We start from the raw sequence: 18,913 nt of genomic DNA on the forward strand, positions 1-18,913 counted from the left end.
GCCGCAATGGCGGATGTGCAAACCGGTCCCATTCTGATAGCAGAAGCCATGGATAGCCAGCAGGATTCCCTGAAACCGAGACCGGCGATCCGCGCCGCGGCGCTCTCGGTGCACATCTTCACCGCGTTCGGCGCGGCGATCGCGCTATTGGCGATGCTGGAGGCCGTGCGCGAGCACTGGGCGGCGATGTTTCAGTGGCTGGGCGTCGCCCTGATCATTGATGCGATCGACGGGCCGATCGCGCGCCGGCTCGACGTCAAGAACGTGCAGCCGAACTGGTCGGGTGATGTGCTCGATCTCGTGGTCGACTTCGTCACCTATGTCTTCGTGCCGGCCTATGCGATCGTGGCGAGCGGGCTGTTGCTGCCGGTCGCAGCTCCCTTGCTCGGCGTCGCCATCATCGTCACCAGCGCACTATATTTCGCCGATCTGCGCATGAAGGCCGACGACAATCATTTCCGCGGTTTCCCGGCGCTGTGGAATGCGGCGGCGTTCTACCTGTTCCTGCTGCACTGGCCGCCGCTCTGGTCGACGATGCTGGTGGCCGCGCTCGTCGTGCTGACCTTCGTGCCGTTCCACGTGCTGCATCCGGTCCGCGTCGTGCGGCTGCGCTGGCTGACGATGTCGCTGATCGCGATCTGGGCGGTGCTGGGCATCTACACGCTGGCGATGGATTTCCGCGTCGGCACCGGCGTGACCGTCGTGCTCTGCGCCATCGCGCTCTGGATCAGCTTCAGCGACGCCTTGATCCGCCTGGCGAGATCCTTGGCGTGATGCACCTGTTGACCAGCCCGGAAGCCTGGGCCGCGCTGCTCACCTTGACGGCGCTCGAGATCGTGCTCGGCATCGACAACGTCATCTTCATTTCGGTGATCGTCTCGCGCATCCCGGAGCAGCAGGCGTACCGCGCCCGCCAGATCGGGCTGGCTCTGGCGCTGGTGTTCCGCATCCTCCTGCTCAGCGTGCTGGTCTGGCTGATCGGCCTGACTGCGCCCGTGTTCTCGTTTGCAAGTTATGACTTCTCCTGGCGCGACCTCATCCTGATCGGCGGCGGCCTGTTCCTGATCGCCAAGGCGACACACGAGATTCACGCCGAGGTCGAGGCCGATGACGGCGAGGGCGATCAGAAGTCCGGCGGGAGCGCCTTCTTCTGGGTGATCGTCCAGATCATCGTCATCGATATCGTGTTCTCGCTGGACTCGATCATCACCGCGATCGGCATGGCGCAGGACATCGAGATCATGGTCGCGGCCGTCGTGATCGCATGCCTGATCATGTACATTTCGTCAGGCCCGGTGTCGCGATTCGTCGCGGAGCATCCGACCACGAAGATGCTGGCGCTGGCCTTCCTGGTGCTGATCGGCGTCGCGCTGGTCGCGGACGGATTGGCGTTTCATATTCCACGCGGCTACATCTATTTCGCGATTGCGTTCTCGGCGGCGGTGGAATTCTTCAACGTGCTGGCCAAGCGCAACCGCAGGAAAGCCGGCAAGTCGTCTGCATGATCGTTGCGGCCGGGCCCCGAGTTGACAAGGCTGGCGCGATGGCTTTCGCTCAGTCGCGAGAAGAGGAGGTCAAATGATGACCAAAGCCATCCGCGTGCACAAGGTCGGAGGCCCCGAAGCCCTGGTCTATGAGAGCGTCGACGTGCCGGCGCCTGGGCCGGGCGAGGTCCGCATCCGCCAGCATGCGGTCGGCCTCAACTTCATCGACGTCTATTACCGCACCGGCCTCTACAAGGCGCCGGGGCTGCCCTTCATCGCGGGCAACGAGGCCTCGGGCGAGGTCGTCGCGGTCGGGCCTGGCGTCACGAATTTTCATCCCGGCGATCGCGTCGCCTATTACCACAATCTCGGTGCCTATACCGGCGAGCGCAACATCCCCTGGGAGAAGCTGGTCAAGCTGCCCGACCACATCACCTACGAGCAGGGTGCCGTGCTGATGCTGAAGGGGCTGACCGTCTGGTATCTCCTGCACAAGACGTTCAAGGTCGAGCCGCATCACCGCGTGCTGATTCATGCCGCCGCCGGCGGCGTCGGCTTGCTTGCCTGCCAGTGGGCGAGGGCGCTCGGCGCGCATGTCATCGGCACGGTCGGCTCGCGCGAGAAGGCCGAGCTTGCGGAGGCCAATGGCTGCGATCACGTCATCCTCTACAACGAGGAGGATTTCGTCGCCCGCGTGAAGCAGATCAGCCGCAACGAGGGCTGCGACGTCGTCTATGACGGTGTCGGCAAGGCGACCTTCCCGGGCTCGCTGTCCTGCCTGAAGCCGCGCGGCATGTTCGTCTCCTTCGGCAATGCCTCAGGTCCGGTGCCGCCGTTCTCGATCGCCGAGCTCAACAATCACGGCTCACTGTTCGCGACGCGGCCGAAGCTCAACGACTATGTCGGCACACGCAAGGAGTTGCTGGAGGGTGCCGACACGCTGTTCGCCGCCGTCATCAACGGCAAGCTGCACGTGCCGATCAACCACGCGTATGCGCTCAAGGACGCCGCCAAGGCGCATATCGATCTCGAAAGCCGCAAGACCACGGGGGCTTCGATCCTGAAGCCGTAACCCGCCGTCATTCCGGGGCGATGCGAAGCATCGAACCCGGAATCTCGAGATTCCGGGTTCGGCTCTTCGAGCCGCCCCGGAACGACTTCGCAGTTACGCCACCCGCCGCGCCGCGCCGGCCTTGGTCAGGATCTCGTCGAGGCAATCGATCATCTCGGCGATCTCTGCCTTCGTGACGTTGAGTGCCGGCATGAAGCGCAGCGTGTCGACCTGCGGCGCGTTCAGCAGCACGCCGGCCTCGAATGCCTGCGCGACGATGCCTGGTGCTATCGGCAGCTTGAGATCGAGCGCGAGCAAGAGCCCACGTCCGCGTACGCCGCCGAGCCCGTGCCGGGCCGAGACTTTCTGCAACTCGCTTTCGAGCAAGAGACCGGTCTCGCTGACCGCCTTCAGGAAGTCCGGCTTGCCGACCTCCTCGAGCACCGCGAGCCCCGCCGCACACATGATCGGGTTGCCGTTGAACGTGCCGCCCTGGTCGCCATGCTCGAAGCAGGAGGCGCGCTCGGTCGCCAGCAGCGCGGCGAGGGGCACGCCGCCGCCGATGCCCTTGCCGAGCGTCATGATGTCGGGTGCGATGCCGGTGTGCTCATAGTGGAAGAGCTTGCCGGTCCGACCCATGCCGGTCTGGATCTCGTCGAAGATCAGCAGCAGGCCGTGCGCCTTGGTGAGCGCGCGCAATTGCTGCAGGAACTGGTCGGTCGCGGGCCACACGCCGGATTCACCCTGGATCGGCTCGAGCATGACGGCGATGGTGTTGTCGTTGATCAGTTCTTCGACCGAGGCGATGTCGTTGAGCTTTGCCTTCTTGAAGCCTGCGACCTTCGGCTCGAACAGCGGCTCGAACGCCTTCTTGCCCGAGGCCGACATCGTCGCCAGCGTCCGGCCGTGGAAGCCGCCTTCGAAGCTGATGATCTCGAACGCACCGCCTTTGTGCACGCTGCCAAATTTGCGCGCGAGCTTGATCGCGCCTTCATTGGCCTCCGCGCCGGAATTGGCAAAGAACACCTGATCGAAAGCACTGTTGTCGACGAGTGCCTGCGCCAGCTTGAGGCTCGGTTCGTTGTAGAAAGCCGGACTCGGCGTCAGCAAGCGCCTGGCTTGCGCGCCAAGCGCGTCAGCGACCACGGGCGGGGAGTGGCCGAGGCAGTTCACGGCCCAGCCCTGCACGAAATCGAGATAGCGCTTGCGGCTGTCGTCCCACAGGTAGGAGCCGGCGCCGCGGACGAACACGGCCTTGGGCCGTGCGGTGATGTCCATCAGCGCGTCATACGGGTGCGTGGTCATGTCGAACTCCTCTGGAGGCGGGTGGAAAACGGGCGCAAAAAGCAGAAAGGCCGCACCTTGCGGGTGCGGCCTTCTCGAAGACTTGAGCTGAATTCTAGTGGTTCAGCGGCGTCGTCGGACATGGCGCACCCTCTCATCGTCGCGGGAGCGACGACGGAGCATTGCGGTGCGCTGGTTGGTCCGGTTGATCATGGGGCGCGGCAATACATGCGAATGCCGGGGCTTGTCAAGCGGGCGTTTTGCCGAACACCCGCTTGGCGTGCATCGGTCAGGTCAGGTGGGCGGCTTCCTCGGCATCCTCGTCGCCCCAATCCGCGTCCGCAATCGCGGTGTCGATGAGTTCGCCGCGCATCAGCTTGAGCGGCGAATTCCAGTACAGCGCGATGTTGTGGAACGGGTCGGTCAGCACCTTGAACGCCCATACCAGGCCGGTCGTGAGGTCGCGCGTGACGAAGAGCTGGAGCATGCGCGCCAGTCCGCCGCCGATGCCGATCGCGAGCCAGAGCGCGCCGACATGCCGGATGAAGTCGAGACGCCCGGCCGGCCGATCGAAAAGTCCGAACAGCGTCGGATGGAAATACAGCGCGATCGGCGCGCTGCCCCAGACGAAGAGCAAAATGATCTTGCGGGTCTGGTTGTAGCCGACCTTGATCGCTTCCTTGTACTCGTTGCTGACGTCGTTGACGGCGTCATAGCCGTTCGGCTCGAAGAAGAAATGCCCGGTCTGCCGCGTCAGCATCGCAAGCCAGCCGACGATGCCGGCGAGCGCGGGGTCTACGAACAGCAGCGCGTAGCAGACGAGGAAGATCACGGCGCTGAAGAGGTGCAGCGTCTGGTTGACGGTGCTCTGGTGGTAGAAGCGGTAATCGTCGAAGCGCTGTGTGCGCAGCATATCCGAGAGGCTCATCCTCGTTCCTCGCTCGCGTTGAAAAGCGCGGGCAGAGTTAGGCCGAGTCCGTGACCTCTGCGTGAATGCACTATAGTGTCACAATACGTTCCGCAGGCAGTCTCGCTCATAGCGCTGCGGCAGTCGAGACGACGAAGCGTGCGAGCGAGGCCGATGCGGTCACCGGCGCGCGCATAGTCCGCTCCCGATACCGCTGGTTTCCCGCCATTTCATTGTCGCCCCGCAGAAACCATCGCATCGCTGGCGCGTTTGTGATCGAGATACGCGACTTGGTTCGAACCGGACGCGCGGCGGCTCAGACCAAGAGGGCGGGACCAACGAGACAGTTTCAGCCTTGTCCGACACGCTTTATCCGATCGACCTCGACAGCATTCGCGGCGCATTTCCGCCGGGGATCGAGGCCCCGCGGCTGCTGGTCGACTTTGCCGGCTGGCTCGAGGGGCGCCCCTGGGGCAGCGTCGGCTGCTTCGCGCTGCAAGGCCAGTTCGCAGATCATGCGCCGATCGTCGACGGCAGTCCCCTGCGCGACAGGTTCTCGCTGTTCATGCGTCTGCCGGACGGCTCGGCCGTGGGTGGCTGGTACGGTGCCGGCCTTGACCGCGACAATCCGCCGATCGTGGGGCTGGGATCGGAGGGCGACTACGAGCTGCTCGCACCGAGCCTCGACGGGCTGTTCGCAGCCAAGGAGGTGTTTTCCGCGCATGACGGACGGCAGGCGTCGGGAGAAGCGACATGACGAACTTGCTCCAAACTCTTTCTTTGCTCGGCAGCCTGGGCATTGCAGCTTCCCTCACGTGCCTTGCCCCGGCGCCGGTCCGCGCCGAGCACTCGTCGCCGGTGAAATTATGGGACGGTTTCAAGTCGCCGACCGGCATTGCCGTCGGCGCCGACGGAATGGTCTATGTGTCCAACTGGAGCGGCGACACTGTCGAGCGGATCACGCCGGATGGGGAGCGATCCGTGTTCGCCGCTGCAATTTCGTCACCGGCGGGCCTTGCCATTGGTGCGGACGGCAGCGTCTACATCTCGTCCTACTCTGGCGACTATATCGAGCGCGTCGCACCGGACGGCACCCGCTCGCGCGTTGCCAATGATCTTGCCACGCCGGCCGGTATCGCCCTCAGCCGAAATGGCAGGCTGCTCGTCGCGAACCGGTCGTCAGGCGAGATTCTCAGCATCGACGCCGTCAGCGGCGACCGCAGGGTCGTCGCGCGTTCGCTGTCCTTGCCGGTGGGAGTGGTGGAGATGGCGGACGGCAGTCTGGTCGCCACACAATATGGCGGACGGCTGACGCGCGTTCTTCCGGATGGCAAGACCCAAGAACTTGGCAAGAGCTTCGATCGGCCTGGCGTAGGCATCGTGGCAGACGGCCCCGATGCAGTCCTTGCGATCGACAACGGGGCTGGCGTGGTGCGCCGCGTGTCGTTTGGCGGCTTGTCGCGAGTGGTCGTGAACGGCCTCGATGGCAGCGCCGTCGCGCTCGGCCGGATGGCGAATGGTGATCTGCTCGTTGGAACCTGGGGCGTCGGCGCCGTGTATCGCGCAACCCCGTAGTACGGCGCGCCCAGCCTGAACGCGGGCCGGTGGAATGCCTGAGGCGCGCGGGTCTTGCCCGCGTGCAGCGGCCGGAACGCTGGGGACGAAATGGCTGGTTTGATTGAGCTGTGGCTCCAGCGACGCTAGCGGCTGCGCTTGCGTGCGCCTATTCTCAAGAGGCCGTCATGCCGGGTGTCAACGCGTGGCCGGGACAAGCCCGGCCATGACGTTGTGCCAGCATTGGTGTACGCGAGTTCCTTCAGAACCCCGCGACGCTGCCGTGCAGGTCGTAGGCGTCCGCGCGCTCGATCCTCGCGGTGACGATCTCGCCGACGCGCAAGGGACGGCGGCTCGTCAGATAGACCGCGCCGTCGATCTCCGGCGCGTCGGACTTGGAGCGGCCCTTCGCAACGGTCGGGCCGACCTCGTCGATGATGATCTGCTGGCGCGTGCCGACCTTGCGCTTCAGCCGTCGTGCCGAGATCTTCTGCTGGCGCGCCATCAGTGCGTTGTAACGCTCCTGCTTGACCTCTTCCGGCACCGGGTTCTCGATCGTGTTCGACGTCGCCCCCGCAACCGGCTCGTATTTGAAGCAGCCGAGCCGGTCGATCTCGGCCTCATCGAGCCAGTCGAGCAGGTAAGCAAAGTCTGCATCGGTCTCGCCGGGGAAGCCGACGATGAAGGTCGAGCGCAAGGCGAGATCGGGACATTCCTCGCGCCAGCGCTTGATGCGTGCCAGCGTCTTGTCCTGCGCGGCGGGGCGCTTCATCGCCTTCAGCACTTCGGGGCTCGCATGCTGGAAGGGGATGTCGAGATAGGGCAGCACCTTGCCCTCGTTCATCAGCGCGATGACCTCGTCGACGTGCGGGTAGGGGTAGACATATTGCAGTCGGACCCAGGCACCCAACTCGCCGAGCTCGCGCGCGAGGTCGAGGAATTTGGCGCGGACCTGGCGGTCCTTCCAGGAGCTCTCGGCGTATTTCAGATCGACGCCGTAGGCGGAGGTGTCCTGCGAGATCACCAGCAATTCCTTGACGCCAGCGCCGACTAGGCGCTCGGCCTCGCGCAACACGTCGTTGGCTGGGCGCGAGACGAGGTCACCGCGCAGTTTCGGAATGATGCAGAAGGTGCAGCGGTTGTTGCAGCCTTCGGATATCTTCAAGTACGCGTAGTGCCGCGGCGTCAGCTTGATGCCCTGCGGCGGCACCAGGTCGAGATGCGGATTATGCGCAGGCGGCAGCGCGCGGTGCACGGCATCGAGCACGCTCTCATACTGCTGCGGGCCGGTGATGGAGAGCACGCCCGGATAGGCCTGCTCAATCTGCTCGGGTTCCGCGCCCATGCAGCCGGTCACGATCACCTTGCCGTTCTCGGCCATGGCCTCGCCGATCGCCGAGAGCGATTCCTGCTTGGCGCTGTCGAGGAAGCCGCAGGTGTTGACGATGACGATGTCGGCCCCGTCATGCTTGCGGGCGAGCTCGTAACCCTCCGCGCGCAGGCGCGTGATGATGCGCTCGGAATCCACCAATGCCTTGGGACACCCGAGCGAAGTGAATGAAATACGCGGCGCTCTTTCCATGTAATCGCCTGGAACCTACATCTGGATTGTTCGGATACGCGATCCAACTAATTGATCCAATGACGAAATTCAATAACTAACGTGCTCCATGCGGCAGCGCTCGCGCATATATTGTGACGCGATCTGGCAGTAGCTAGACGTGGCCTCATTACCGCGTAGCCACAGGCGTATGGAAGCGAGCTGGACGAATGCGAGACAGTTGGCCGCCTGCTTGTCGTTTCGCGTTGCCATACGTCGACAGTGTTTGATCTTATTGAACGACCGCTCGACCAAGTTGGGAGCCCCATCGAGATATGGGCTGAAGCAAAGCAACGTCCGTCCGATTTCTCTTTGGTGGGATATTCGCCGAGGCCACATGCCATGAGGACTCGACGGTCGTTTACCCGTGGCACACCGCGCGGCTCGTTCGGCAGCATCGGCTTGATGGCAGTCCGCTCGGTGAGTTCATAACGCATAATTCGGCCGCTCCATTCGGGGCTTGAATCACCGCTCGGCAGCCAGGCTCAACCTCCCTGCTGGAGGAGGTTTCGGCCGTTATGCAACCGAAAGCATACCTAATATGCTCATATTGAGTTTTGTCGCTCGTGACCCCGACTTGAGAATTTCCGCCGGATTATTTTAGCCGACGATGCTTTTGAACGTGTTGTCCAGCAATTGCTACAAAGAACTACAATTTGCTCGTCTGCTTCGGAGTAAGAGCCATGCCAATCGAGCGTGCCCCACGAAGCCCGCTTCCTCAAGATTATCGCCCTCCGGGCGGCCCGGACACATACATAGTTCAAATCCCCTTCTAACAGGGCTTCGCCATGAGCACCGTCGTTTGGTTCGACACCAGCCTTCTTATCGACATCGAGTCCGGCGCGCTCCAGGGCGGCCTCGACGAACTGGCGCGCATGCAGAGGGACGGCTTCAAGATGCTTCTTCCCAAGCATGTCGAGACCGAGTTCCTCTTCTCGAAGGCTGGTGCGCAGAACATGGCGCAGCGGCAAGCCTTCCTGCAGCGCTTCGGCCTCCAGGTCGATACCATGGCCTCGCAGGTCCCTCTTGCCCAGGTGCGGGCGTGGACCGATCAGGCCACTGCCGCGGGGCTTGGGCATGGGGACGCCAAGATGGTCGCCCATGTCCGCGCCAGCGCGCATGTCCGGAATATCAGGAATCCCGTGCTCCTCAGCCAGAACACCAAGGACATCGCTAAGATGCGGCTGCAGGGGGTGAACGCGCTGAAGTTCGAGCCGGTCGCCCTGAGACCGAATATGCATATCGCGGTGCACGGCGGCGGGGGAGGGACCAAGCCCAAGTCCTCGGTCTCGCCGGCGACGGGCGCCCCGACGCGCGGCGCGATGTTCAAGGCCGGCTTGAAGGGAGCGTTCTCGGCGGCCAGCATCGCCTCCATGATCCCAGACGTCATCCTCAAGTTCGCCGACCGCGCCGCGGCGAAGCAGGCGCTCCGGAACATCCAGGTGAAGTTCATCAAGGAAGGCTTCGCCCGCGGCGTCGCCGCCGGCATCATGCGTTGGACGGAAGCCGAGCTCGACGCGAACTCCAAGAACCGCATGACGAGCTTCCGCCTCCAGGGCATGGGCGATGCGGCCGGGATGCTGAAGCTGGGCGACATGTTGAAGCTGGCCGAAGCCTTCGAGAACTACGCCGTCGACGTTGGATATGCGTATGCAGGCACGCAGAATCCGGCGTGGAAAGACCAACTGCGCGACAGGGGCTTCGCATTCCTGCGCGACACCCGATATCACTTCGGCGATGATCCGGAAGCCCTGTTCGAGTTCGAGTTCATCGACAAGCTGGCGTGGGCAATCCACCACTCGACCGACGCGATCATTGAGCCTGCAATCAAGTTCGATTCTTGGATGGGAGAGCGCCACAGAGCTGCCTCACATCGCCCTCTGACATCCGTCCTGGGCGTGCGAAGCGCTCGATCCAAGCATTAAAGCCGACCATTGAGAGCCGCTTCTGCGGCACATGATGCTCGAAAAGCGATTGTCGATCAGCAATCGTGACGGATCACGGGCGCGCCTTGATCTCGAACTGTCGCTTCGACACCGTGTACGCAAAACTGCGATGAGCCGTTTTCATCCTCGGCATGGCCTTGGTTAGTTTTTCCTGTGGCATCATGTTTCCGGTGCGGGCCGAAGTCGACAAGACTATGCATGTCTAAGATCGGCAACGCTTGTGCCCGGAGTTCAGGCTACGCGTGAAGGTACCCGATGGGTGCGCGAGGGACATCTCGGGCGCAGCCGAGCGACACGAAGCTGACCTTGGGCGCAGCCGTCTGATCCATATCTGAACTGCCTGATTTGACCGGCCTGAGCTAGTCCCAATTGCCCATAATTACAACCCTTTGCAGGGCGTACCGGCATGCTATGGATGAATCACCCGCCGCGAGTGAGCCATGAGCGCCGAACAGTCGCCCAAAATCGTGATCGTCGACGAAAGCCCGATCCGGGCTGCGATCCTGGAGGAGGGATTGCGGGAGGCCGGATTCACGCAAGTGGTCCATATCAGCGAGATGCAGAGCCTGCTCGCCCGCATTTATGCGGTCGATCCTGACATCATCCTGATCGACCTGGAGAACCCCAGCCGCGACGTGCTGGAAGCGATGTTCCAGGTCAGCCGCGCCGTGAAGCGGCCGATCGCCATGTTCGTGGACCAGAGCGATTCAGCCTCGATCCAGGCCTCGGTCGAGGCGGGGGTCTCCGCCTATATCGTCGACGGGTTGAAGAAGGAGCGCATCAAGCCGATTCTCGATCTCTGCGTGTCCCGCTTCAACGCCTTCGCCAAGCTCCAGGAAGAGCTGGAGCGGACCAAGTCGCAGCTCGAGGACCGCAAGGTCATCGAGCGCGCCAAGGGCATTCTGATGAAGGTGAAGGGCCTGACCGAAGACGAGGCCTATGTGCTGCTGCGCTCCACGGCGATGCGCGAGAAGAAGAAAATCGGCGAGATCGCACAGTCGATCATCACCGCGTCGGAGATGCTGAAATGACCGTTCCCCTCCGCATCGGGTTCATTCCGCTGGTCGATGCCGCCGCCCTGATCGTCGCCGTCGACAAGGGATTTGCCGCCGCCGAAGGGCTCGACGTCGAGCTGGTGCGCGAGGTCTCCTGGTCCAACGTCCGCGACAAGCTCAATATCGGCCTGTTCGACGCCGCGCATCTCCTGGCGCCCGTGGCGATTGCCTCTTCGCTCGGACTCGGTCACGTCAAGGTGCCGATCGCAGCGCCGTTCAATCTCGGCATCAACGGCAATGCCATCACGGTGTCGCCGGCGCTCCATGCCGCGCTGATGGAGGAGATCGACGGCGATCGGTTTGACCCGATGGCGACCGCGAAGGCGCTGGCGAAGGTCGTGGCCGTCAGGCGCAAGGCAGGGGCCGAGCCGCTGACCTTCGGCATGACCTTCCCGTTCTCCACCCACAATTATCAATTGCGGTTCTGGATGGCTGCAGCGGGCGTCGATCCCGACGAGGACGTGCGCCTCGTGGTGCTGCCGCCACCCTTCATGGTCGACAGCCTCAAGAACGGCCATGTCGATGCGTTCTGCGTCGGCGCGCCCTGGAATTCGGTCGCGGTCGATCTCGGCATCGGGCATATCCTGCATTTCGTCTCCGACATCCTGGTCCGTGCGGCGGAGAAGGTGCTGGCGGTCCGCCAGGCCTGGGCCGACAAGAATCCGGACGTGGTTGCAGCACTGGTGCGCGCGGCCGTGAAAGCCGCCGAGTTCATCGAGCATCCCGAGAACCGCACGGAGGCGGCGCAGATCCTGGCCCAGCCGGAGCGGATCGGCGTCGATGCCGAGGTCATTCAGCGCACCCTCACCGGACGCCTCAAGATCTCGCCCGACGGTACCTTCCGTGAAAGCGGTCGCTACCTCCTCGTTGGGCGCGAAGGGGCAGGGCGCCCCGATCCGGTCCAGGCCGCCTGGCTCTATGCCCAGATGGTGCGCTGGGGGCAGACGGCCCTGACCCCGGACGGCGTCAAGACGGCAATGGCGGTGTTCAGGCCCGACCTTTACGACGCAGCCCTTGGCAACAGGGCGCCCATTGAAGCTCCAGCGGCGTTCGGCGCCTTTGCCGGGCCCGTCTTCGATCCCGACAACATCCGGGGGCATCTCGAGGCCTTCGAGGTCGGGCGCTGGAAGGCCTGATTCGGATCTGCTTCGTTTTCGAGCACGTAAGTTCGTTGGCTAATGTTTGGGCTGACTGCTTGAATTTCGGGAGAGCTCTCGGATCAGTGTTTTCCCGGGCGTATCCTAATCTTCTGATATTAAAAGGCTTTTTATTTCGACCCAGCTGGCACGCAACTTGAATGTTGCACTGCGGCCAGCTTGTCATAGGTGCCTGCTGAGCCAAGTCCCACAGCAACGAAGCTGAATGGACCGTCGGGTTGCGAAGCGGGCTCTTGAGCCGGCCGAGTTTCCCGCGGGTCGCACAATTTCCGTCGAAGCCACCTTGGTGGCCGCAGGAGCTTCGTTACCGACCATGAAAATCGAAACGCTCTCAGTCGACTTCACCGACGAGCAGAAACGCTATCTCGAAGGCTTCACGACCGGCTTGCAGATCAGCCGGGTGGGCCGCGGTCTCGGCGCGGGTGCCGGCAAGGCGAATGTCGAGCCGACCGGTCCCGACGCCGTGCACATCAAGGCGCAGGACAAGGTCATCGCGTCCGGCAAGAAGCTCGCCGACCAGGAGAAGTTCAAGCGCGACGAGCATCCCTTCGATGCCTATCCGCGGCTGCGCCAGCAGGCGCTCGACAACGCTCCGCCGAGCCCGGCTGACAATTTCCGCTGGCGCTATTACGGCATCTTCTACGTCGCGCCGACGCAGGACTCCTACATGTGCCGCCTGCGTATTCCGAACGGCATCATGAAGCACTGGCAGCTGTCGGGCCTTGCCGATCTCGCCGACGAGCTCTGCGGCCCGTACAGTCATGTCACGACGCGCGCCAACCTCCAGCTTCGCGAGATTCCACCGAAGAACGCGGTGAAGCTGATCGAGGGCATCCAGGACCTCGGCCTGTGCTCGCGCGGCTCCGGCGCCGACAACATCCGCAACGTGACGGGAACGCCGACGGCCGGCATCGATCCGCAGGAGCTGATCGACACGCGGCCCTATGCGCGCGAGTGGCACTACCATATCCTCAACGACCGCTCGCTCTACGGCCTGCCGCGCAAGTTCAACGTCGCCTTCGACGGCGCCGGCAGGGTCGCGGTGCTCGAGGAGACCAACGACATCGCCTTCACCGCATACGAGGTGAAGGACGGGTTCGGCGTCGAGCCCGGCGTCTGGTTCCGCCTCGGTCTCGGCGGCATTACCGGCCACAAGGACTTTGCAAAATATTCCGGCATCATCGTCAAGCCGGAGCAGGCGACGGCCGTCGCCGACGCCATCGTGCGCGTGTTCATCGACCATGGCGACCGCACCAACCGCAACAAGGCGCGGCTGAAATATGTGCTCGACGCCATGGGCCATGACGGCTTTCTCAAGCTCGTTGAAGAGCGGCTGAAGACGCCGTTCACGCGCGTGCCGGAAGAGGCGTTCGCGCCGCGGCCCGCCGCGGATCGCATGGCGCATGTCGGCGTGCACAAGCAGAAGCAGGATGGCCTCAACTGGATCGGCGTGTCGCTGACGCTCGGCAAGCTCAGCTCCGATCAGATGCGCGGCCTCGCCAAGGTCGCGCGGGATCTCGGTGACGGCGAGATCCGCCTCACGGTCTGGCAGAACCTGCTGATATCAGGCGTGCGCGACGAGAATGTCGAGCTTGCCATCACGGCGATCAAGCAGATCGGGCTCGCCGTGGAGGCCTCCTACATCCGCGCCGGCCTGATCGCCTGCACCGGCAATGCCGGCTGCCGCTTCGCCGCGGCGAACACCAAGCGCCATGCCGCCGAGATCGGCGACTGGTGCGAGCCGCGCGTCGCGATGGACAAGCCGGTCAACATCCACGTCACCGGCTGCCATCATTCCTGCGCGCAGCATTACATCAGCGATATCGGCTTGATCGGTGCGCGTGTGCCGGTCGGCGAGGAAGACACGGTCGAAGGCTATCACCTCTTCACCGGCGGCGGGTTCGGTCCTGACGCCGATGTCGGCCAGGAGGTCTATCACGACCTCAAGGCCGAGGACGCGCCGAAGACGGTCGAAGCACTGCTCAAGGCCTACATCGCCCATCGCTCCTCTCCCGAAGAAACGTTCCTGTCCTTTGCGCGCCGCCATGACGGCGAAACGCTGCGCAAGCTTGCCGATGCACAGGTGTCCGCATGAACCAGATCACCCCTCCGCCCAAGCTCGACATCATCCCACCCAGCGCGCCGTTCTCCGACGCGCAGCGCTCCTGGCTGAACGGCTTCTTCGCCGGCCTGCTGTCGCCCGACGTCGCAACTCCATTGTCGTCGGAGCAGGGCGCGGCCGTCATGCAAGCCGGTGACGGCGACGACGGCGAGGCGCCGTGGCACGACCAGACCATGCCGATCGCCGAGCGGATGAAGCTCGCCGAGGGACGACCCCTGCGCCGCAAGATGATGGCGGCGATGGCGCAGCAGGACTGCGGCCAGTGCGGCTACAATTGCCACGATTATTCGGAGGCGATCGCAGGCCGCAGCGAGGCACGGCTCAACCTCTGCGTTCCCGGCGGCAAGGAAACCGCGCGGATGCTGAAGTCGCTGTACGAAGAGCTCGACAAGGCCCCAGTGGCCAAATCGGCCGACAAGCCGGACGCGGCGGCGCCGGCCGTGACCGTGACGATCGCAGAGCCGGGCCGCTCGCGCGACAACCCTGTGACCGCAACCTTCCTGTCGCGCCGTCTTCTCAACAAGGGAAAGTCGGAGAAGGAGACATATCACGTCGAGTTCGATCTCTCCGAGAGCAAGCTCGACTACGTCGTCGGCGATTCCTTCGGCGTGTTCGCACGCAACGATGTCGGCCTCGTCGACCAGATCATCGCACTGCTCGGCGCCTCCCACACGACCAGGGTCAACGGCAAGACGCTGCGCGAGGTGTTGATCGACGACGTGTCGCTGTCGCCGGCACCCGACTCTCTGTTCGAACTGATTTCCTTCATCACCGGCGGCGCGACCCGGGAGAAGGCGCGAGCACTGGCGCAGGGCGAGGATCCCGACGGCGATGCCGCCACCCTTGACGTGATGGCGGGGCTGCAGAAATTCTCCGGCACGCGGCCGCATCCCGAGGCCTTCGTCGAGGCGCTGGAGCCGCTGCAACCGCGACTCTACTCGATCTCGTCCTCGCACAATGCCACGCCCGGAAGGCTGTCGCTGACGGTGGACTCCGTGCGCTACGTCATCGGCAAGCGCAAGCGGCTCGGCGTCGCCTCGACCTTCCTCGGCGAGCGCATCAATGAGGGCGACAAGCTCAAGGTCTACGTGCAGAAGGCGCATGGTTTCGGCCTGCCGCAGGACCCGAAGACGCCTGTTATCATGATCGGTCCCGGCACCGGCATCGCGCCGTTCCGCGCCTTCCTCCTCGACCGCAAGGCGACCGGTGCGCCCGGCAAGAACTGGCTGTTCTTCGGCCATCAGCGCAGCGATTGCGACTTCTTCTACCAGGACGAGCTCAACGCGATGAAGACATCGGGCGTACTCACGCGCCTGTCGCTCGCCTGGTCGCGCGACGGCGAGAAGAAGTTTTACGTGCAGGACCGCATGCGCGAGGTCGGCCGCGAACTGTGGACTTGGCTTGCCGACGGCGCGCATTTCTACATCTGCGGCGACGCCAAGCGCATGGCCAAGGACGTCGAGCGTGCGCTGGTCGACATCGTCGCCCAGTTCGGTGCGCGCTCGACCGACGAAGCCGTCAGTTTCGTCGCCGAGCTGAAGAAGACCGGCCGCTTCCAGGCGGATGTGTACTGACCGCTGCCGCTTACTGTTATCCGAGCCGGTTCCGACTGGCTCGGATTTGAACGAATAAGATTCTCGGAACCTGGGCCCTAAGAGAATTTACGTCTGCGAGACGGCCGCCTCGGAGGAGGCGCATCGCTATTTGCGCCACCATCTTGCCTCCCGCCCTGGTTGATCCCTCATACTCCCGCAAATGGGGCGTTGGAGATCGAACATGCGCGAACTATCGGCGGAAGCCAGACTGCACTTCTACGCGCGCTCGCTCTCGCGGCAGACCCGGGCGAACGCCCATCATCTGGCGCTCTACAGCGCATTTGCGGTCATCGCGGCGATCGTGTTCGGCACGCTCTCGGTGCATCCGTTTTAGAGTTCTAGTAGGGTGGGCAAAGGCGCGCTCTTCGCGTGCCGTGCCCACCATCTCTCAATATATTCGGTTTGGTGGGCACGCTTCGCTTTGCACACCCTACGGCGCCTGTCGTACCTCACCCGCGCCTGAACGGCGCGACCTCGATCCCCGCATCCTTCAGCGCCTCACGCACACCGCGCGCAATCTCGACGGCGCCGGGCGTGTCGCCGTGGATGCAGACCGTGTCCGTGCGCATCTTGATGACCTTGCCGGTGACTGAGACCACCGCGCCGTCCTGCACCATGCGCACCACGCGGTCGGCGATTGCCTTGGCATCGTGCAGCACCGCGCCGGGCTTCTTGCGCGAGACGAGGTTGCCGTCGTCCTCATAGGCGCGGTCGGCGAACACCTCATGCACCATCGGCAGATTGGCCGCTTCGCCGGCCTTCACCAGCTTCGAATTGGCGAGCACGACGAAGATCAGGCTGGGATCGACCGCCTTGATGCCGGCGGCGATCGCCTTCGCGGTCATGTCGTCCTCGCAGGCGACATTGGAGAGCGCACCATGCGCCTTCACATGCGTCACCTTGTGGCCGGCGGCGGTCGCGATCGCCTGCAGCGCGCCGATCTGGTAGGCGACGAGATTCTCGATCTCGGAGGCCTTCAGGCCGGCGATCGGGTGCCGGCCGAAGCCGTGCAGGTCGCGGTAGCCGGGATGCGCGCCGACCGAGACGCCGCGCGCCTTCGCCAGCTCAACCGTCCGCCGCATGATGTCGGGATCGCCGGCATGGAAGCCGCAGGCGACGTTGACCGAGCTTGCCAGCTCGATCATGGCGGCGTCGTTGCCCATCTCCCACGCGCCAAAACCCTCGCCGAGGTCGCAATTGAGATCGACTGTCTTCATGGGTGCTCTCCGCCTCTGGTCTTCGTTGTGGCTTACGGCTCGGCCGTGACCTGCCAGGTCCCGGCATCGACCGCGCTGACCGCATAGCCCGCCACGTTAGCATCGCTGAGCGCCTCGATGTTGAGCGCGACGGTGTCGGAGGAGCGCAGGCGATCGGGAAGGCTGCGGATCAACTGGGCAAACCTGCGCGCCTCGTCCTGCGCCTCCGCCATGCTGACGGCCTTGAAGCGGAACGCGGTTCCCGCCGAGGTCTGGGCGAGGCGGCCGACATCGGCCGTAATGACGGTTGCGATCTTCGGATAGCCGCCGGAGGTGCCGCGATCCATCATCAGCGCGATCGGCGCGCCGTTGCCGGGCACCTGGATGCTGCCGTTGACGGTGCCGTCGGAGACGATGTTGTGGCCGTGCAGATGCTTGATCGGGGGACCCTCGAGCCGGTAGCCCATGCGGTCGGAGGTCGCCGAGATCTTCCACTCGCTGTTCAGGAACAGCGCCTTGTTGGCCTCGTCGAACTCGTCATCCTGCGGACCCAGCAGGACCCGGATCGGACCTGTCGCTGGCTTCGGCAATTCGATGCGTAGCTCCGGCGCGCCGCTCGCGGCATCGACGGTGAATTCGTCGTCGGCCTGAAGCGGGCGCGGGTAGGGGCTGCCGAGACCGGCGCGGGCATTCACCGCAAGACTGCCGAACACCGGCTCGCCCTTGATCGCGCCCTCGATCGCGAGATAGGTGAAGGCGCCGCCGCGGGCAAAGCCGAGCGTCAGCGTCTCGCCGTCCCTCAGCGTCACAGATGTGTCCATCGCGACCGGGCTTCCGGCGACGTCCGCATTGCGCGGCGCGCCGGCGATCCCGACGCGGACGGCGCCGTCGCGGGCAGTGAAGGAGGCGCCGAACGGGCCGATCTCCACGGCCGCCGCGAACGGCTCGTTGCTGACCAGCGTGTTCGCTGCCGCAAGCGACAGGCGGTCCATCGCTCCGCTGACCGTCAAGCCATAGCGCTGCGCGCCGAAACGGCCGCCATCCTGGACGGAGCTCGCAGGCCCGATGCTTGCGACGACGAGCCGGCTCATGCGGCCACCTGCTCGGCGATGATCTCGCCGGCTTCCGCGGCGCGGTCCAGTTCCGCGAACGTCTTGTGGTCGATGGCGAAGAACGTCACGCGATCGCCGGGCTCGGTGAGGAAGGTCGGATTGCGGTGGAGCTGATAGGTTCGCACCGGGGTGCGGCCGAGCAGATGCCAGCCGCTCGGCGCGGCGAGGCACTGGATCCCGGCCTGGATGCCGCCGATCGAGATCGTGCCGGCGGGCGTCAGCAGCCGCGGATTCTGCCGCCGCGACATGTGCAGCGATTTGTCGAGGCCGCTGAGATAGGACCAGCCCGGCGTGAAGCCGATCATGGCGACCTTGTAATCGCCGCCCGCATGCCGGGCGATGATGTCTTCGGGCGTGGTGTTGAGCGCCTTCGCGACATCCTCGAGGTCGATGCCATGCTCGCCGCCATAGGCGACGGGAATGCGCCAGCGGCGCGCCTTGGTGACCGGCGGCAGCGGCCGGGTGGCGATCGGGAGGATCTTTTCGCCGAGCGCGTCGAAACCGATCTTTTCGGGGTCGTAGTGAACCAGCAACGAGCGATAGGTCGGCACGGTCTCGGTGATGCCGTCGATGGGGCTTGCAGCGAGTGCCTTGTCGAGCGCCAGCACGCGCTGGTTGGCGTCCTCGTCGATGGTGCGGCTGAACTCGACCGTGACGGCGCTGTCGCCGCTGGGCAGAAGGCGGGGCGGGGGAAGCGTCGCGGCCATTGAGCTGTCGAAGAGCTGTCGAAATCGGACTTTTGGAAGCGTGCGGGCTCGACGTTGAGTTCCGCGTCACCCCTGCTTCGCGTAAATGCGCCCGCAAGTCCAATAAATTAATGCAAGGGGAGCCGATAAAGCCTTGTTATCGC

General features: G+C 64.2%; 17 protein-coding genes and 2 pseudogenes. 11 read left to right on the forward strand and 8 right to left on the reverse strand.

The genetic code is table 11. The features are described 5' to 3' along the window. Positions 1-6: 6 nt before the first annotated feature. The 3 genes from pcsA to ABIA42_RS13265 all read left to right on the forward strand — a co-directional run bounded on the left by pcsA (position 7) and on the right by ABIA42_RS13265 (position 2,556). A complete protein-coding gene (gene pcsA / locus ABIA42_RS13255) occupies positions 7-774 on the forward strand; it encodes a phosphatidylcholine synthase (RefSeq protein ID WP_271530671.1) in 768 nt (255 codons plus the stop codon). Next, entirely contained in the window at positions 771-1,505 is a 735-nt protein-coding gene (locus ABIA42_RS13260; protein WP_271530672.1) for a TerC family protein, read from the forward strand. The genes pcsA and ABIA42_RS13260 overlap by 4 nt, the downstream gene beginning before the upstream one ends. Before the next feature lie 76 nt (positions 1,506-1,581). Continuing rightward, the gene (locus tag ABIA42_RS13265) at positions 1,582-2,556 is read left to right on the forward strand and encodes a quinone oxidoreductase (RefSeq protein WP_271530741.1); all 975 of its coding nucleotides are present in this window, start codon (positions 1,582-1,584) and stop codon (positions 2,554-2,556) included. A gap of 93 nt (positions 2,557-2,649) precedes the next feature. Here ABIA42_RS13265 and ABIA42_RS13270 read toward each other — a convergent pair whose 3' ends face one another. Beyond that, positions 2,650-3,840, reverse strand: coding sequence for an acetylornithine transaminase (locus ABIA42_RS13270; protein WP_370113156.1), 1,191 nt, complete (start codon positions 3,838-3,840; stop codon positions 2,650-2,652). A 268-nt stretch (positions 3,841-4,108) separates the two neighbouring features. Further along, positions 4,109-4,747 carry a hypothetical protein gene (locus ABIA42_RS13275; RefSeq protein ID WP_370113154.1) on the reverse strand — a complete coding sequence of 213 codons (639 nt, stop codon included), beginning with the start codon at positions 4,745-4,747 and terminating at the stop codon, positions 4,109-4,111. A gap of 334 nt (positions 4,748-5,081) precedes the next feature. Between ABIA42_RS13275 and ABIA42_RS13280 the strand changes: the two genes are divergently transcribed. Together ABIA42_RS13280 and ABIA42_RS13285 are read left to right on the forward strand one after the other, a co-directional pair. After that, positions 5,082-5,483, forward strand: coding sequence for a hypothetical protein (locus ABIA42_RS13280; protein ID WP_370113152.1), 402 nt, complete (start codon positions 5,082-5,084; stop codon positions 5,481-5,483). 23 nt (positions 5,484-5,506) lie between these two features. Beyond that, positions 5,507-6,301: a serine/threonine protein kinase gene (locus ABIA42_RS13285; protein WP_370113150.1), complete on the forward strand. Its 795-nt coding sequence runs from the start codon at positions 5,507-5,509 to the stop codon at positions 6,299-6,301. A 241-nt stretch (positions 6,302-6,542) separates the two neighbouring features. Here ABIA42_RS13285 and rimO read toward each other — a convergent pair whose 3' ends face one another. From rimO to ABIA42_RS13300, 3 genes and pseudogenes are all read right to left on the reverse strand, one after another. Continuing rightward, positions 6,543-7,862, reverse strand: a complete 1,320-nt coding sequence (gene rimO / locus ABIA42_RS13290; RefSeq protein ID WP_370113148.1) for a 30S ribosomal protein S12 methylthiotransferase RimO — start codon at positions 7,860-7,862, stop codon at positions 6,543-6,545. Between the two features lie 156 nt (positions 7,863-8,018). Then, positions 8,019-8,214, reverse strand: a pseudogene (locus ABIA42_RS13295) (IS5/IS1182 family transposase); the annotation flags it as partial. A 10-nt stretch (positions 8,215-8,224) separates the two neighbouring features. Then, a pseudogene (locus tag ABIA42_RS13300) lies at positions 8,225-8,317 on the reverse strand (IS5/IS1182 family transposase); the annotation flags it as partial. A 351-nt stretch (positions 8,318-8,668) separates the two neighbouring features. On the opposite strand from ABIA42_RS13300, the gene ABIA42_RS13305 reads away from it, so the two are divergent. From ABIA42_RS13305 to ABIA42_RS13330, 6 genes are all read left to right on the forward strand, one after another. Beyond that, positions 8,669-9,805, forward strand: a complete 1,137-nt coding sequence (locus tag ABIA42_RS13305; RefSeq protein ID WP_370113146.1) for a hypothetical protein — start codon at positions 8,669-8,671, stop codon at positions 9,803-9,805. A 461-nt stretch (positions 9,806-10,266) separates the two neighbouring features. Further along, positions 10,267-10,857, forward strand: a complete 591-nt coding sequence (locus ABIA42_RS13310) for an ANTAR domain-containing response regulator (RefSeq protein WP_239623662.1) — start codon at positions 10,267-10,269, stop codon at positions 10,855-10,857. After that, on the forward strand, positions 10,854-12,017 hold the full coding sequence (locus ABIA42_RS13315) for a CmpA/NrtA family ABC transporter substrate-binding protein (RefSeq protein WP_370113143.1): 1,164 nt from the start codon (positions 10,854-10,856) through the stop codon (positions 12,015-12,017). The genes ABIA42_RS13310 and ABIA42_RS13315 overlap by 4 nt, the downstream gene beginning before the upstream one ends. A gap of 334 nt (positions 12,018-12,351) precedes the next feature. Then, positions 12,352-14,133: a NirA family protein gene (locus tag ABIA42_RS13320; RefSeq protein WP_271530680.1), complete on the forward strand. Its 1,782-nt coding sequence runs from the start codon at positions 12,352-12,354 to the stop codon at positions 14,131-14,133. After that, positions 14,130-15,734 (forward strand): sulfite reductase subunit alpha, encoded by a 1,605-nt coding sequence (locus ABIA42_RS13325; RefSeq protein ID WP_370113141.1) that lies wholly within the window; start codon positions 14,130-14,132, stop codon positions 15,732-15,734. Before ABIA42_RS13320 ends, ABIA42_RS13325 begins: the two co-directional genes overlap by 4 nt. A 202-nt stretch (positions 15,735-15,936) precedes the next feature. After that, complete coding sequence (locus ABIA42_RS13330) at positions 15,937-16,089, forward strand: hypothetical protein (RefSeq protein ID WP_035677849.1); 153 nt, start codon at positions 15,937-15,939, stop codon at positions 16,087-16,089. Between the two features lie 115 nt (positions 16,090-16,204). Here ABIA42_RS13330 and ABIA42_RS13335 read toward each other — a convergent pair whose 3' ends face one another. Genes ABIA42_RS13335 through pxpB form a run of 3 tightly spaced genes read right to left on the reverse strand, consistent with a single transcriptional unit; the run spans position 16,205 to position 18,770 of the window. Beyond that, positions 16,205-16,972 carry a LamB/YcsF family protein gene (locus ABIA42_RS13335; protein WP_370113139.1) on the reverse strand — a complete coding sequence of 256 codons (768 nt, stop codon included), beginning with the start codon at positions 16,970-16,972 and terminating at the stop codon, positions 16,205-16,207. 32 nt (positions 16,973-17,004) lie between these two features. Then, positions 17,005-18,042, reverse strand: coding sequence for a biotin-dependent carboxyltransferase family protein (locus tag ABIA42_RS13340; RefSeq protein ID WP_370113137.1), 1,038 nt, complete (start codon positions 18,040-18,042; stop codon positions 17,005-17,007). Continuing rightward, the gene (pxpB, locus tag ABIA42_RS13345; protein WP_370113135.1) at positions 18,039-18,770 is read right to left on the reverse strand and encodes a 5-oxoprolinase subunit PxpB; all 732 of its coding nucleotides are present in this window, start codon (positions 18,768-18,770) and stop codon (positions 18,039-18,041) included. The genes ABIA42_RS13340 and pxpB overlap by 4 nt, the downstream gene beginning before the upstream one ends. Positions 18,771-18,913: the final 143 nt, after the last annotated feature.

The sequence above is a fragment of the Bradyrhizobium sp. USDA 327 genome (genome assembly GCF_041262065.1).
In the GTDB taxonomy this organism is placed as follows: Bacteria; Pseudomonadota; Alphaproteobacteria; order Rhizobiales; family Xanthobacteraceae; genus Bradyrhizobium; species Bradyrhizobium liaoningense.

Excerpts from the sequence above, each read along its gene's own strand:
- ABIA42_RS13330 (WP_035677849.1), top strand. The coding sequence starts at position 15,937 with ATGCGCGAACTATCGGCGGAAGCCAGACTGCACTTCTACGCGCGCTCG.
- pxpB (WP_370113135.1), bottom strand. The coding sequence starts at position 18,770 with ATGGCCGCGACGCTTCCCCCGCCCCGCCTTCTGCCCAGCGGCGACAGC.
- ABIA42_RS13305 (WP_370113146.1), top strand. The coding sequence starts at position 8,669 with ATGAGCACCGTCGTTTGGTTCGACACCAGCCTTCTTATCGACATCGAG.
- ABIA42_RS13315 (WP_370113143.1), top strand. The coding sequence starts at position 10,854 with ATGACCGTTCCCCTCCGCATCGGGTTCATTCCGCTGGTCGATGCCGCC.
- ABIA42_RS13275 (WP_370113154.1), bottom strand. The coding sequence starts at position 4,747 with ATGAGCCTCTCGGATATGCTGCGCACACAGCGCTTCGACGATTACCGC.
- ABIA42_RS13320 (WP_271530680.1), top strand. The coding sequence starts at position 12,352 with ATGAAAATCGAAACGCTCTCAGTCGACTTCACCGACGAGCAGAAACGC.
- rimO (WP_370113148.1), bottom strand. The coding sequence starts at position 7,862 with ATGGAAAGAGCGCCGCGTATTTCATTCACTTCGCTCGGGTGTCCCAAG.
- ABIA42_RS13265 (WP_271530741.1), top strand. The coding sequence starts at position 1,582 with ATGACCAAAGCCATCCGCGTGCACAAGGTCGGAGGCCCCGAAGCCCTG.
- ABIA42_RS13340 (WP_370113137.1), bottom strand. The coding sequence starts at position 18,042 with ATGAGCCGGCTCGTCGTCGCAAGCATCGGGCCTGCGAGCTCCGTCCAG.
- ABIA42_RS13335 (WP_370113139.1), bottom strand. The coding sequence starts at position 16,972 with ATGAAGACAGTCGATCTCAATTGCGACCTCGGCGAGGGTTTTGGCGCG.
- ABIA42_RS13270 (WP_370113156.1), bottom strand. The coding sequence starts at position 3,840 with ATGACCACGCACCCGTATGACGCGCTGATGGACATCACCGCACGGCCC.
- ABIA42_RS13310 (WP_239623662.1), top strand. The coding sequence starts at position 10,267 with ATGAGCGCCGAACAGTCGCCCAAAATCGTGATCGTCGACGAAAGCCCG.
- ABIA42_RS13325 (WP_370113141.1), top strand. The coding sequence starts at position 14,130 with ATGAACCAGATCACCCCTCCGCCCAAGCTCGACATCATCCCACCCAGC.
- pcsA (WP_271530671.1), top strand. The coding sequence starts at position 7 with ATGGCGGATGTGCAAACCGGTCCCATTCTGATAGCAGAAGCCATGGAT.